The organism is Flavobacterium degerlachei, assembly GCF_900106645.1.
Lineage (GTDB): Bacteria > Bacteroidota > Bacteroidia > Flavobacteriales > Flavobacteriaceae > Flavobacterium > Flavobacterium degerlachei.
Genome location: NZ_FNMV01000002.1, coordinates 1 through 14,261, shown reverse-complemented (window position 1 = coordinate 14,261; position 14,261 = coordinate 1). Strand labels below are relative to the sequence as shown.

The following is a 14,261-nucleotide window of genomic DNA, read 5'->3' as shown; positions in this document are numbered from 1 at the left end:
TGTTAGCGGAACAATCAATATATTTTATTGGATCCAGAATCAAATTGAGTGTGTTTCTGATTCTTGTTTTTAGAAATGCTATACTATATTGTACTTGTTTTGACTTGATAAACAAGGTATTCCTTTATTTTAGACGCTAATTACATTGATAATGGTTTTTAAGAGTAAATTAATTTAGCTGGTTTTACTATTTTTTCAACCGTCCTAGCTTTAAAGAAGGAATAATCTTCCTGTTTTTACGTCAAATTTATTAAATCAATATTTTTTGACAATTATTTTAAATTATTGTCAATATATGTTGCTTTTTAATATTGATTTATTGAATTTTGGCTACTCAAAATTCGATACGAAAATGGACAATACACATTATATAAGTACTGAGGTACTTACCCTTGAAATAGTACAGGAGATTATTTCCCAACACAAATCATTAGAGTTATCTGATGAGGCTAAAGTAAATATTCAAAAATGCCGTGATTTTTTAGATAAAAAAATGGCTTCTCATTCGGAACCTATTTATGGTATTAATACTGGTTTTGGTTCACTTTGCAATGTCAAAATATCAAATGAGAACTTGTCTAAATTACAAGAAAACTTAGTAAAATCACATGCTTGTGGCACGGGAGAGGAAGTTCCATGCGCTATTGTAAAATTAATGTTGTTGCTTAAGATACAGTCTTTGAGCTATGGACATTCGGGTATACAATTACAAACAGTAGACCGTTTAGTAGCCTTTTACAATAATGATGTTTTACCGGTAATTTATACCCAAGGTTCTTTAGGTGCTTCAGGCGATTTAGCTCCTTTGGCGCATTTGTCATTACCATTGTTAGGAGAAGGGGAAGTGTATTTTGAAGGAAAAAAAGTGCATTCAAGTGTCGTAATGGAGCGCTTTAGCTGGGAACCAATTGTTTTGAAATCTAAAGAAGGTTTAGCATTGTTAAACGGTACGCAATTTATGAGTGCTTATGGAGCCCATATTTTGATAAAAACGAATAAGTTTTCTTATTTAGCAGATTTAATAGCAGCAATATCTTTGGAAGGATTCGATGGTCGCATCGAGCCATTTCATGAATTGATACATTTTATTCGTCCTCACAAAGGACAAATTGTAACGGCCAATCGCGTTAAAGACTTTTTAGATGGTAGTGAAATCATTGAGCAAGAAAAAACACATGTGCAGGATCCCTATTCGTTTCGTTGTATCCCACAAGTTCATGGAGCCTCAAAAGATGCTTTTGAGTATGTAAAAAAAGTGTTTAAGACAGAAATTAATTCGGTTACAGACAATCCTAATATATTTATTGAAAGTGACCAAATCATCTCTGGAGGTAATTTTCATGGACAACCTTTGGCTTTAGCCTTAGATTTTATGGCAATTGCTTTGGCTGAATTGGGAAGTATCTCAGAAAGAAGAACCTATCAGTTGATTTCAGGTTTACGTAATCTGCCTGCATTTTTGGTAGATAACCCTGGACTGAACTCAGGATTGATGATACCTCAATATACTGCTGCTAGTATTGCTAGTCAAAATAAACAATTAGCAACGCCATCAAGTGTTGATAGTATCGTTTCTAGTAATGGACAAGAGGATCATGTGAGTATGGGAGCAAACGGAGCTACAAAGGCATTACGAGTATTGGATAATATCGAACGTATTTTGGCAATAGAGTTAATGAATGCATCTCAAGCAATTCATTACAGAAGGCCATTACAATCGAGTGAATTTATCGAAATGTTCCTAAGTTCTTACAGAGAGGAAGTACCTTTTATAAAAGAAGATCGCATTTTACATTATGATATTGAGAAAACAGTAGCTTTCTTGAATAGTTTCCAAATCGAAGAAGATTTGTTAAATTAGTTTAAGATAAGGCTAATAATAAATAAAAAACCATCCAATTTTTTAATATTGGATGGTTTTTTTACTTCAGTTTAATAGTATACTACGTTAGGATCGAATTACTTAATCTTAAAGTTCTTTTCGATAGCCTTGATCATTTCACCTGCTATATCTTTATTTGTAGCTCCTTCAATTCCTTCTAATCCAGGGGAAGAGTTAACTTCTAGTAATAAAGGCCCTTTTGAAGAACGGATGATATCTACACCTGCTACTTTTAAATCCATAGCTTTTGCCGCTTTTATCGCGATGCGTTTTTCTTCCATGGTTACATTAATAACCGATGCTGTTCCACCTAGGTGAATGTTCGCTCTAAACTCGCCAGGCATAGCCTCACGTTGTATAGAAGCTACTACTTTACCATCGATTACAAAACAACGGATATCTTTACCATTGGCTTCTTTGATGAATTCTTGGACTAATATGTTTGCATTAACACTTTTAAAGGCATTGATAACACTTTCTGCAGCTTTTTTGGTCTCCGCCAAAACAACTCCTTTTCCTTGAGTTCCTTCTAGTAATTTTACGATTAGTGGAGAACCACCAACCATTTTAATTAAATCATTGGTATCCAAAGGCGAATTTGCAAATCCAGTTGTTGGTATTCCTATTCCGCTATTTAAGAGCAATTGTAATGAGTATAATTTATCACGAGATTGCGTGATTGCACTTGCTGAATTTAAGCAAAACACTTTTAATGCTTCAAACTGTCTCGTCAATGCACATCCGTAAAAAGTGATGCTTGGTCGTATTCTAGGAATAATAGCGTCAAACTGGTTTAGAATTATCCCACCTCTATAATGAATTTCAGGAGTATCCGCATCAAGTTTCATGTAGCATTCCTTGATGTTTAAAAAATGCATTTCGTGACCACGCATTTCACCCGCTTCCATGATTCGCTTGTTACTGTATAATTCAGGGTTACTAGCTAAGACACCAATTCGTAAACCTGTGCTTGCTTTTGCAGAATTTTTATATAATTCTTTAAGACTGTCAGATGTAGGTTGGCCTAAAAGGTATTGTTGTTCTGGGTCAACAAGAACTCTTCCGCTCATGGCTTCGCGTCCTAAAAGCATACGAAATCCCATTGAATCCCTATTAGTCAACGTCATTTCAATTGGCCATTTTGAATCTCCAATTTCTAAATTAGTTTGAATAACATACCGTTGTTCACGAAATCCGCTAGAGCTTTTTACGATTCGTTTGTCGATTAAGGGTGCCTCACAGTGTATAACTGTTTTGAGGTTATTTTGAATTGGGTTGATGTCAAATCGTACCCAGTTTGCTTCATTTTTGATGAAAGGGGCAATGTTTATAGCGTGTAACGCCGATGTTTTAGCACCTGAATCAACACGTGCTTTTATTGTAGGGATTCCCAGTTCTGGAAATGAACACCATTCTTCGCTACCTAGAATTACTTTATTTTGTGACATATATTAAAATGTTTGAGCTGTAATTATAAAATCCAAATGTAAATATTTGTTTTTAATAATAAGAGAAATTGATATAAAGAATAAACCCGTTATGTTATAAAAACGTAACGGGTTTATTTTATGACAAAAGATTCAATAATCTATTGTTTTGTAGGTTCTTCTGCTTTTTTGACTGTAACTGTCAATTCTTGGGCACCTTCTTCAATGTCCATGAAAATATCATCACCAGAGGCAATTTTTGAAGTAATAATTTCTTCAGCAAGTGCATCTTCAACGTATTTCTGAATGGCTCTTTTTAGTGGTCTTGCGCCAAATTGTCTATCAAAACCTTTCTCAGCAATAAATGCTTTCGCTTTATCAGAAAGACTTAAGTTGTAACCTAGCTCAGATACTCTAGCATATAATTTTTTCAATTCAATTTCAATAATTAAATCGATATCATGTTTCTCTAAAGCATTGAATACGATTACGTCGTCAATTCTATTTAAAAACTCAGGAGCAAATGTTTTCTTTAATGCATTTTCAATGATGCTTTTAGAATTATCATCAGCCTGTGCTACTTTTGCAGCAGTACCAAAACCAACTCCTTGACCAAAATCTTTCAATTGTCGTGCTCCAACATTTGAAGTCATGATTATGATAGTATTTTTGAAGTCAATTTTTCGACCTAAACTATCTGTCAAATATCCGTCATCAAGAACTTGCAATAACATATTGAAAACATCTGGATGCGCTTTCTCTATCTCATCTAATAAAACCACACAATATGGCTTTCTACGAACTTTTTCGGTTAATTGTCCACCTTCTTCGTATCCTACATATCCCGGAGGCGCTCCAACTAAACGTGAGATTGCAAATTTCTCCATGTATTCACTCATATCAATACGAACTAAAGCGTCTTCAGAATCAAATAATTCTTTTGCCAGTACTTTAGCTAATTGTGTTTTACCAACTCCTGTTTGACCAAGGAATATGAATGAACCAATTGGTCTGTTTGGATCTTTCAATCCAGCACGATTTCTTTGAATAGATCTCGCGATTTTTATAACGGCTTCTTTTTGTCCAATAACTTTACTTTCGATAAGTTGAGGTAATATAGCTAGTTTGTTACTTTCTGTTTGCGCGATACGATTTACAGGAATTCCAGTCATCATAGATACAACATCTGCGACATTATCTTCTGTAACTTCGATTCGGTTATTTTTAGCATCTTCTTCCCATTGTTCTTGGGCTATAGCCAATTCTTTTTCGATGCGTTTCTCATCATCTCGAAGTTTGGCGGCTTCTTCATATTTTTGTTTTTTAACAACAACATTCTTTAATTCACGAACATCTTCTAATTGACGTTCTAGATCTAAAATTTGTTTTGGAACTTCAATATTGGTAATGTGCACACGAGAACCTGCCTCATCTAAAGCGTCAATAGCCTTGTCTGGCAAAAAGCGTTCAGACATATATCTATCTGTTAATTTCACACAAGCTTCAATTGCTTCTTGCGAATAAGTAACATTATGGTGGTCTTCATATTTGTTTTTAATGTTATTCAAGATGGTAATCGTTTCTTCGACAGATGTTGGTTCTACGATTATCTTTTGAAAACGTCTTTCTAAGGCGCCATCTTTTTCTATATACTGTCTGTATTCGTCAAGTGTAGTAGCTCCAATACATTGGATTTCTCCTCTTGCTAAAGCTGGTTTGAACATGTTTGATGCATCTAGGGAACCAGTAGCTCCGCCAGCACCAACTATAGTGTGAATTTCATCTATAAAAAGAATGATATCATCATTTTTCTCTAATTCGTTCATTACTGCTTTCATGCGTTCTTCAAACTGTCCTCTATATTTAGTACCGGCAACAAGGCTGGCTAAATCTAAAGTTACAACACGCTTGTTGAATAGGATTCGTGAAACTTTCTTTTGAATGATTCGCAACGCTAATCCTTCGGCAATAGCAGATTTCCCAACACCAGGCTCACCAATAAGCAGTGGGTTGTTCTTTTTACGGCGGCTTAAAATCTGGCATACGCGCTCAATTTCTTTTTCACGTCCTACAACAGGGTCTAGTTTTCCTTCTTCAGCCATTTCGGTTAAATCCCTTCCGAAGTTGTCTAAAACAGGTGTTTTAGATTTTTTATTTGATTTATTGGCGGGATTGTTGAAATTTCCTTCTTTCAGACTGTCATCTTGTCCTGAATCATCGTTGTATGAGTCAGTTGCTCTTGGTAAATTCTCTAAGAATTCTTCTTCGCTTGGTGTCATATTGATATATTGTTCTTTAGCCACATCATAATCAATTTTTAATTTATTCAGTAGCTTGGTTGTTGGGTCATTTTCGTTTCTTAGAATACATAATAGAAGATGAGCGGTGCTTACGGAAGAGCTTTGAAATACTTTTGCTTCTAAAAAAGTAGTTTTCAATGCACGCTCTGCTTGACGAGTCAAGTGAAGGTTTTTCTTTTCTATATTAGTATCTATAGTAGGGTTTGCAGGGCTTAGTATTTCTACCTTTCTGCGTAAATGGTCTAAATCAATAGACAGGTTATTTAATATTTGTATTGCTTTACCACTTCCATCTCGAAGGATACCTAGCATCAAGTGTTCTGTTCCTATGAAGTCATGACCTAGTCGCAAAGCTTCCTCTTTGCTATAGGTAATAACGTCTTTTACTCTTGGTGAAAAATTATCATCCATAATATATGTATTGATTGTATGTGTAAATTTAGTGAATTACCATTTGAAAAACAAAAATCGTTCCTTAAGATGTCATGTCAGCTAATTGACGAAAAAATGATGGAATAGAATCAAAAAAAATGCTTTTTTTATTAAACAAATGAGAAGGCTGCTTTGTTAATAAATCATTGAAATAAGTATGTTAAAATACTTTCAAAAATTTCAAAAAGCCGTATATTGGCACGTTTTGAAACTAATATAATTTTTTAATATAACAACTTATGTCTGAAGGAGAAAAGTTAATTCCTATTAACATAGAAGATGAAATGAAAACAGCTTACATCGATTACTCGATGTCGGTTATTGTATCAAGAGCACTTCCAGATGTTAGAGATGGCTTGAAACCAGTACATCGTAGAGTACTATTTGGAATGCATGATTTAGGAGTTAACTCACGATCTGCTCACAAAAAGTCCGCAAGAATTGTCGGGGAAGTTTTAGGAAAGTATCACCCACACGGAGATACCTCTGTTTATGACGCTATGGTTCGTATGGCCCAAGAGTGGAGTTTACGTTATTTATTAATTGACGGTCAAGGTAACTTTGGTTCTGTGGATGGAGATAGTCCTGCAGCGATGCGTTATACTGAGGCTAGAATGCGTAAGATTTCAGAAGAAATTTTGGCAGATATAGATAAAGAAACTGTTGATTTCAAATTAAATTTTGATGATACGTTGCAAGAGCCAACGGTTATGCCAACTCGTGTTCCTACCTTATTAATTAATGGGGCAACAGGAATTGCTGTGGGTATGGCTACTAATATGCCTCCTCACAACTTAACGGAGGTGATTGACGGTACCTTGGCGTATATGGACAATAACGATATTGAAATTGATGAATTAATAAATTATATAAAAGCGCCAGATTTTCCTACTGGTGGTATAATATATGGTTATGAAGGCGTTCGTGAAGCTTTCAAAACAGGTAGAGGTAGAGTAGTGATGCGCGCCAAAGTTGGTTTTGAAGAAGTGGATGGTCGTGAGTCAATCATTGTTACTGAAATTCCATACCAAGTCAATAAGGCAGATATGATCAAGCGTACTGCAGATTTGGTTAACGATAAGAAAATTGAAGGGATAGCAAACATACGTGATGAATCAGATAGAAACGGTATGCGTATTGTTTATATCTTGAAGCGTGATGCTACACCTAATGTGGTTTTAAATACCTTATATAAGTATACGCAGTTACAATCTTCTTTCAGTGTAAATAATATTGCAATTGTAAAAGGTCGTCCTCAAATGTTGAATTTGAAAGACCTGATTCACTATTTTGTTGAGCATCGTCATGATGTGGTGACTCGTAGAACGCAATTTGAATTGAGAAAAGCGGAAGCAAGGGCACATATTTTAGAAGGTTTGATTATTGCTTCAGATAATATTGATGAGGTAATTGCATTGATTAAAGCCTCGAAAAGTACGGAAGAAGCAAGGGAAAAATTAATCGAAAGATTTAAATTATCCGACATTCAGTCTCGTGCTATTGTAGAAATGCGTTTACGTCAATTAACAGGTCTTGAACAAGACAAGTTAAGAACGGAATACGATGAAATCATGAAGTTAATCGAGCATTTAAGAGCTTTACTTGCCGATGTTAACTTAAGAATTGCTTTGATTAAAGAAGAGCTTATTGAAATTCGTGATAAATATGGTGATGAGCGTCGTTCAGTAATTGAATATTCAGGTGGTGATGTTAGTATCGAAGATTTAATTGCAGATGAAAATGTGGTAATTACGATTTCACACGCTGGATACATCAAAAGAACGAACTTAACAGAATATAAAACTCAAAATAGAGGTGGAGTTGGTCAAAAAAGTGCAGGAACAAGAGATCAGGATTTCTTGGAACACATGTTTGTAGCGACAAATCACCAGTATATGATGTTCTTTACTCAAAAAGGGAAATGTTTCTGGATGCGTGTTTATGAAATACCAGAAGGAAGCAAGACTGCTAAAGGTAGAGCGATTCAGAATCTTATAAACATTGAGAGCGATGATAAAGTAAAAGCATTTATTTGTACTCAAGATTTAAAAGACCAAGATTACATTAAGGGACATAATTTGATTATGGTAACTAAAAAAGGTCAGGTTAAGAAAACGTCATTAGAGAAATATTCTAAACCTAGAGTAAACGGTGTTGCTGCAATTACAATTAAGGAAGGTGATGAATTATTGGAAGCAAAATTAACAAATGGCGAGAGCCAAATCATACTTGCAGTTAAGTCTGGTAAGTTAGTTCGTTTTGAAGAAACTAAGACCCGCCCTATGGGAAGAACGGCATCTGGAGTTCGTGGAATTACGTTGAAAGATGACAATGACGAAGTGATTGGCATGGTTACTGTAGATAAAAACAATATAAACGACTCACAAGTTTTAGTTGTAACTGAAAATGGATACGGAAAACGTACCAAATTGGTTGACGAAGACGGGGAAGATGTTTATAGAATTACTAATAGAGGAGGAAAAGGGGTTAAGACTTTGAATATCACTGAAAAAACAGGAAGTTTAATTTCGATAAATGCCGTAACAGATGCTGATGATTTAATGATTATCAATAAATCTGGTTTAACTATTAGAATGGCTGTTGAAGATTTACGTGTAATGGGACGTGCAACTCAAGGTGTTAAATTGATTAATCTAAAAGGTAAAGATTCTATTGCTGCTGTTACTAAAGTAATGAAAGATGATGTCGAAGAAACTGTTGTTGATGAAGACGGAAATGTAATTGAAGCTGAAGTTATCGAAAGGGTAAAACCAGTTCTTGAAGTTTTAGAAGATGAAGAAGGAGATGACGATGACGACGACACTGATGAAGAAGAAGCTGAGGATGACGATGTCGAAGAGGATGATTCAGAAGATGACGAAGATTAACAAAACAATTATTATAAATTAAGAAAAAAAAATTAAACAAAAAACAAGAATACTATGAAAAGTAAATATGTAATTCTAGCATCAGCTTTATTGATCTCTGTTGCTACCTTTGCTCAAAAAGATGAAATAAAAGCTGCAGAAAAAGCCTTGAAAAAAGGAGAATCTAAAGAAGCAGCGACTATTTTACAAGGAGCTGAGTCTTTAATTCCTAATGCATCAGATTCTGAGAAAGCCCAGTTTTTCTTTTTGAAAGGGAATGTGTATCTAGATCTAGCAGATAAAAACATTGAGACAGATAAAAATTTGTCTTTAGCGGCAAAAGCATACACTGACTTAATAGCTGCTGAAAAAGCATCAGGAAAATCAAAATATTCTAGTGAAGCAGCTGTATCTGTTACAAAGATTAAATACAAATTAATAAACAATGCAATTGCTGATTCTAAAGTGGATAAGCATTCTGAGAGCGCAAATAAATTATATGCTGCTTATTTGTTGGATACAAAAGATACTTTAAATCTGTATTACGCAGCATCTACTTACGTAAATGCAAAAGAATATGATACAGCATTGAAAATGTATGATGAGTTGAAAAGATTGAACTATTCTGGGAAAGGAACTAATTATTTAGCATTAAATAAATTGACAGGAGAAGAAGATCTTTTTACTACGGCTGCAGAAAGAGACAGAATGGTGAAAATGGGTACACATGAAAAGCCAACAACTGAAACTATCCCTTCAAAAAGAGGAGAGATATTCAAAAATATGGCTTTGATTCTAGTTCAAAATGGAAAAACAGAAGAGGCTAAAAAAGCGATTGCGGAAGCAAGAGTAGCAAATCCTGATGATACTTCATTGATTTTGACTGAAGCAAACTTATATTTGGAAACGAAGGACTTTGAGACTTATAAAAAGTTAATCAATGAAGTACTGGCTAAAAATCCAAATGATGCAGATTTAGTTTTTAATTTAGGGGTTCTTAGCGCTAATGCTAAAAATACTGTTGAAGCAGAGAAGTACTATGCTCGTGCTATTGAAATTAACCCAACGTACCTTAATGCCTACATAAATATGGCGGCCTTAAAATTGGAGAGTGAAAATGCAATAATTGCAGAAATGAATAAATTAGGCACTTCTGATAAAGATATGAAGCGTTATGCTGCATTGAAAGCACAAAGACAGGGTATCTTTAAATCAGTGATTCCTTATCTTGTAAAAGCATTAGAAGTAGATCCTAAAAATGAGGATGTTTCAAAAACATTGCTAGGAGTATACAGTGCGTTAGAAATGACTGCTGAGAAAAAAGCTTTAGAAGCTAAAATGAAATAATACATTTTATATTCGAACATAAAAAAACCTATCTGATTTCAGATAGGTTTTTTTTATATTATTTTTTTTATAACTCGGAGTTTATGCGTGTGCTTATTAATCTCTGGATTGTAAATTCCAAGGTGATCTAGTCGATCTATCCTAATCTTTCCGCTAGCATGGATGATATAGTTGTTCTCCATGATTATACCTACATGTATGATGTTGCCTTCTTCATTGTCAAAAAAAGCTAAATCTCCAGGTTCGCTTTCCTCTATAAAGCTCAATGCTTCCCCTTGTGCTGATTGTTGAGATGCGTCCCTCAATAACTTATAGCCGTTGAGTTTGTATACCATTTGAGTAAAACCGGAACAATCGATTCCAAAAGGTGTTTTTCCGCCCCAAAGGTAAGGTGCGTTCAAATATAGAAAAGCTGTGTTGATTAGTTTTTTTTTGTCTTTAATTCCTTCAACTTTGGTTCCTTCAAAATCAAAATTACTTTTGTTTATCTCTGGATGATTGATAAACGATAATGAAGACCCCAGTGGAATTGGAATCAACAAATTAGATTCGCCAGTAATGTATTCTATTAAATCTGCATTTAAAACGATAGCATCATCAGAAAGAAGACTGTAACTTGATTCAGAAATACTTTGATATTGTTTTGAATCTACCCAGCCCTCATATCCATCAAATTGCATTTTGATACGAGACCATTGGTTCAATTGCTCTAAAATTTTAAAATGTTCTCCAAATAAAACTTGGGAAACGATTTCACTTTTATCATTTGGTTCAAACCGAAGAGGGATTATAGCCAGATTACAAATTCCGAACATTTAGGTTTATTTATTAGTTAAGAATTATGCGTTATAGGATTTAAGTCTATAACGCATAATTATAATTGTTTTAGGATCTTTCAATAATAATTGCCGAAGCACCACCACCACCATTACATATAGCGGCTGCTCCAATTTTACCATTATTTTGTTCTAAAACATTTAATAGCGTGACGATAATACGTGCTCCAGAGCAGCCCAGAGGGTGTCCTAATGATACTGCGCCACCATTTACGTTAACTTTGTCGTTATCTAAACCTAGAATTTTTGAATTTGCTAATCCAACTACTGCGAAAGCTTCATTGAATTCAAAGAAATCAACATCAGTTGTGCTTATTCCTGCTTTGTCTAGAGCTTTAGGAAGCGCTTTTGAAGGACTTGTAGTGAACCATTTTGGTTCTTGGGCTGCATCAGCATAACTTTTGATGAAAGCCAAAGGTTTTAGTCCTAATGAAAGGGCTTTTTCTTCGGTCATTAGAATCAATGCTGCAGCTCCGTCGTTTATTGTAGATGCATTGGCAGCTGTAACAGTACCTTCCTTTGTAAATACAGCGTTTAAAGTAGGAATACGATCAATTTTAACGTTGGTGTATTCTTCATCTTTGGATACCATAATTGGATCTCCTTTTCTTTGTGGAACTGCTACAGGAACTATTTCATTGTCAAATTTTCCATCTTCCCAAGCTTTTGCTGAACGCGCATACGATTGAATTGCGTAGGTGTCTTGGTCTTCTCTGCTAAAGTTGTATTCAGATGCACACAGATCAGCGCAAACTCCCATTGCGTTGTTGTCATAGGCATCAATTAAGCCATCTTTTTGCAGTCCGTCAACCATAGTGGCTGGGCCAAATTTAGTTCCGCTACGCAAATGCATATAATGTGGAGCTAAACTCATGTTTTCCATTCCTCCGGCAACAACAATTTCTGCGTCGCCACATTGTATTGCTTGCGCCGCCATCATTACGGATTTCATTCCTGATGCGCATACTTTATTTATAGTGGTACAGACTACGTTATCAGGTAAGCCAGCATAAATTGCTGCTTGGCGTGCAGGAGCTTGCCCTACACCGGCCTGGATCACATTGCCCATAAAAACTTCGTCTACTAATTTTGGATCTAAACTTATTTTATCTAATGCTCCTTTTATGGCTGCTGCTCCTAATTTAGTTGCAGAAACGGTAGATAATCCCCCCATAAAACTTCCGATAGGTGTCCTAACGGCAGAAACGATAACAACTCTTTTGCTCATAACTTATATAATGTTGGTTTATCTAGCAAATTTAATCTTTTTTAGACAAATTCTGATTTTGATTACGGGTTTATATTTTTTAGAAAATAAATTTACTTTTTATTTTGTGCTATATGTTTGACTGTGAAGTGTTTTTATAAAAATGTAAAAAAACATTGAAAAAAACCTTCAGAATAGTTGTGAGTAACGCAAAGAAGTCCTAAATTTGCAACCGCAAAACGAGACACGTTTCTCTGAGCTTGGAGGGGTGCCAGAGTGGTAATGGAGCAGTTTGCTAAACTGTCACCGAGCAATCGGTGCCAGGGTTCGAGTCCCTGTCCCTCCGCTTAATTTTTTTATGATTCAAAAATAGCGTTTTTGAATTCTCATAAAAATGAGAAAGGCATAAAGATTTTAAAATGAATATTGAATTTTCGGGGTGTAGCGTAGCTCGGTTATCGCGCCTGCTTTGGGAGCAGGAGGCCGCAGGTTCGAATCCTGCCACCCCGACAATAAAAACTTTTTCCATTTAAGTTTTAAAAGAAAAATGGAGGCATAGCTCAGCTGGATAGAGCACCTGCCTTCTAAGCAGGCGGTCGAAGGTTCGAATCCTTCTGCCTTCACAAAAACCGATACTTTAATTAGTATCGGTTTTTTTGTGTTTAATAATCTGTATAAATCGGCTCAATTTTCCTATTTTTATAAAAAAAAATATTTATGAACTCTTCTTTTAGATTTTGTTTGTTTTTGGGTTTTCTTTTATTATTTGTTTCTTGTAAAGCCCAAGTTGTTTATCCTTCAAATGGAACAAACAATAAAGTGGTCGTAAATGATACTACATTTGTAAACCTGAAAGATTACAGCAGTGATTTTGTCTACGATATGAAGTATGCAACCGAAGATAACTTTTTGAAAGCTAAAGTGTATGATTGTGCAGAATGTTACCTGCGTTTAAAAACAGTTTCTGCATTGGTTGAAGCCAATAAAGAGTTTATTAAAAAAGGATATAGAATTAAGCTTTTTGATTGTTACCGACCTCTTGATATCCAAAAAAAGATGTGGAAGATTGTCTCAAACCCCAAATATGTCGCTGACCCGGTGAAAGGCTCTATCCATAATAGAGGAGGAGCAGTTGATATAACTTTGGTAGATACTACCGGAAAAGAACTCGATATGGGGACTGATTTCGATTTTTTTGGCATCGAAGCAAGTCATAATTACACTAAGCTTTCTGATACAGTAAAACAAAACAGAATATTACTTAAAAGTGCTATGGAAGCAGCTAATTTTAATTCCTTTGATTCTGAATGGTGGCACTATAATTTAAAAGCGGGGCTAAATGATAAAGTATCAAATGTGAAATGGGATTGTGACTAATTACTCAATACACTGTAAATTATTTATGAAGTAAGTTTCAGGTTCATATACCAGATTGTCTAACTCTGATTTAAACTCTTTCTGAATCACATAATCTTCTGTATCGGTCAAATATTTAATTCTCATTAAAGACACTGCAGAATTTTTCAATTCTTCAAGACTTCCTTTCATAAACATAAAACGAGCTGTCGTTATACGATTATCAAAGTTTTTATCGTCGCGTATAAGGGAACCACAGTTTTCTTCATCAACATGGATTAATGTGATAATATTTCCATTAAATAACTGTAAAAATAATTTAGAATTTTTATCAAAACAATTTGCCTTCAAAAAACCTTTACTTTTTTGTATTAATTGAACATTTAGGGGATCAAGTCTAAATGTTGTGGGGAAATATATAAATAACGACTTTTACATTTATAAAATATATCTCAATGCAAGATTCCTACAGCGAACTGATCAAGTTATTATTGCCAGAAATTATTGTTGAATATTTCGAACTTACTTCCTATAAAAAGGGAGATGAAATCCTCCACCTTTACTTAAAAGAGGTTAATTCGATTCCTAAAGAATATCTGCAATCTAG

Annotated in this window: 9 protein-coding genes and 3 tRNA genes; 7 read left to right on the top strand and 5 right to left on the bottom strand. The window is 34.7% G+C overall.

Annotation, left to right across the window (positions count from 1 at the left end):
- Window positions 1–352 precede the first annotated feature (352 nt).
- Window positions 353–1,861 (top strand): histidine ammonia-lyase, encoded by a 1,509-nt coding sequence (gene hutH / locus BLV91_RS02235; RefSeq protein ID WP_091429737.1) that lies wholly within the window; start codon window positions 353–355, stop codon window positions 1,859–1,861.
- Window positions 1,862–1,959: 98 nt separating this feature from the next.
- Here hutH and rimK read toward each other — a convergent pair whose 3' ends face one another.
- Both rimK and BLV91_RS02225 read right to left on the bottom strand, forming a co-directional pair.
- Window positions 1,960–3,330: a 30S ribosomal protein S6--L-glutamate ligase gene (rimK, locus tag BLV91_RS02230; RefSeq protein WP_091429163.1), complete on the bottom strand. Its 1,371-nt coding sequence runs from the start codon at window positions 3,328–3,330 to the stop codon at window positions 1,960–1,962.
- Between the two features lie 140 nt (window positions 3,331–3,470).
- Window positions 3,471–6,020, bottom strand: a complete 2,550-nt coding sequence (locus BLV91_RS02225) for an ATP-dependent Clp protease ATP-binding subunit (protein WP_091429161.1) — start codon at window positions 6,018–6,020, stop codon at window positions 3,471–3,473.
- Window positions 6,021–6,280: 260 nt separating this feature from the next.
- Between BLV91_RS02225 and gyrA the strand changes: the two genes are divergently transcribed.
- Window positions 6,281–8,929 carry a DNA gyrase subunit A gene (gene gyrA, locus BLV91_RS02220; RefSeq protein WP_091429159.1) on the top strand — a complete coding sequence of 883 codons (2,649 nt, stop codon included), beginning with the start codon at window positions 6,281–6,283 and terminating at the stop codon, window positions 8,927–8,929.
- Window positions 8,930–8,983: 54 nt separating this feature from the next.
- On the top strand, window positions 8,984–10,255 hold the full coding sequence (locus BLV91_RS02215; protein WP_091429156.1) for a tetratricopeptide repeat protein: 1,272 nt from the start codon (window positions 8,984–8,986) through the stop codon (window positions 10,253–10,255).
- Window positions 10,256–10,308: 53 nt separating this feature from the next.
- Here the strand turns inward: BLV91_RS02215 and BLV91_RS02210 are convergent, their stop codons facing one another.
- Together BLV91_RS02210 and BLV91_RS02205 are read right to left on the bottom strand one after the other, a co-directional pair.
- On the bottom strand, window positions 10,309–11,070 hold the full coding sequence (locus BLV91_RS02210) for a C40 family peptidase (RefSeq protein WP_091429154.1): 762 nt from the start codon (window positions 11,068–11,070) through the stop codon (window positions 10,309–10,311).
- Window positions 11,071–11,140: 70 nt separating this feature from the next.
- Window positions 11,141–12,319 carry an acetyl-CoA C-acyltransferase gene (locus tag BLV91_RS02205; protein ID WP_091429152.1) on the bottom strand — a complete coding sequence of 393 codons (1,179 nt, stop codon included), beginning with the start codon at window positions 12,317–12,319 and terminating at the stop codon, window positions 11,141–11,143.
- A 241-nt stretch (window positions 12,320–12,560) separates the two neighbouring features.
- Here BLV91_RS02205 and BLV91_RS02200 point away from each other — a divergent pair.
- The 4 genes from BLV91_RS02200 to BLV91_RS02185 all read left to right on the top strand — a co-directional run bounded on the left by BLV91_RS02200 (window position 12,561) and on the right by BLV91_RS02185 (window position 13,675).
- Window positions 12,561–12,644 (top strand) — tRNA-Ser (locus tag BLV91_RS02200).
- Window positions 12,645–12,733: 89 nt separating this feature from the next.
- Window positions 12,734–12,808 (top strand) — tRNA-Pro (locus tag BLV91_RS02195).
- 39 nt (window positions 12,809–12,847) lie between these two features.
- Window positions 12,848–12,921, top strand: a tRNA-Arg gene (locus BLV91_RS02190).
- Between the two features lie 94 nt (window positions 12,922–13,015).
- A complete protein-coding gene (locus BLV91_RS02185) occupies window positions 13,016–13,675 on the top strand; it encodes a M15 family metallopeptidase (protein ID WP_091429150.1) in 660 nt (219 codons plus the stop codon).
- Here the strand turns inward: BLV91_RS02185 and BLV91_RS02180 are convergent, their stop codons facing one another.
- On the bottom strand, window positions 13,676–14,005 hold the full coding sequence (locus BLV91_RS02180; RefSeq protein ID WP_245709590.1) for a hypothetical protein: 330 nt from the start codon (window positions 14,003–14,005) through the stop codon (window positions 13,676–13,678). It lies immediately after the preceding gene.
- Window positions 14,006–14,261: the final 256 nt, after the last annotated feature.

Bases quoted from the DNA above. Each gene is read 5' to 3' on its own strand.
- hutH (WP_091429737.1), top strand. From the start codon at position 353: ATGGACAATACACATTATATAAGTACTGAGGTACTTACCCTTGAAATA.
- rimK (WP_091429163.1), bottom strand. From the start codon at position 3,330: ATGTCACAAAATAAAGTAATTCTAGGTAGCGAAGAATGGTGTTCATTT.
- BLV91_RS02225 (WP_091429161.1), bottom strand. From the start codon at position 6,020: ATGGATGATAATTTTTCACCAAGAGTAAAAGACGTTATTACCTATAGC.
- gyrA (WP_091429159.1), top strand. From the start codon at position 6,281: ATGTCTGAAGGAGAAAAGTTAATTCCTATTAACATAGAAGATGAAATG.
- BLV91_RS02215 (WP_091429156.1), top strand. From the start codon at position 8,984: ATGAAAAGTAAATATGTAATTCTAGCATCAGCTTTATTGATCTCTGTT.
- BLV91_RS02210 (WP_091429154.1), bottom strand. From the start codon at position 11,070: ATGTTCGGAATTTGTAATCTGGCTATAATCCCTCTTCGGTTTGAACCA.
- BLV91_RS02205 (WP_091429152.1), bottom strand. From the start codon at position 12,319: ATGAGCAAAAGAGTTGTTATCGTTTCTGCCGTTAGGACACCTATCGGA.
- BLV91_RS02185 (WP_091429150.1), top strand. From the start codon at position 13,016: ATGAACTCTTCTTTTAGATTTTGTTTGTTTTTGGGTTTTCTTTTATTA.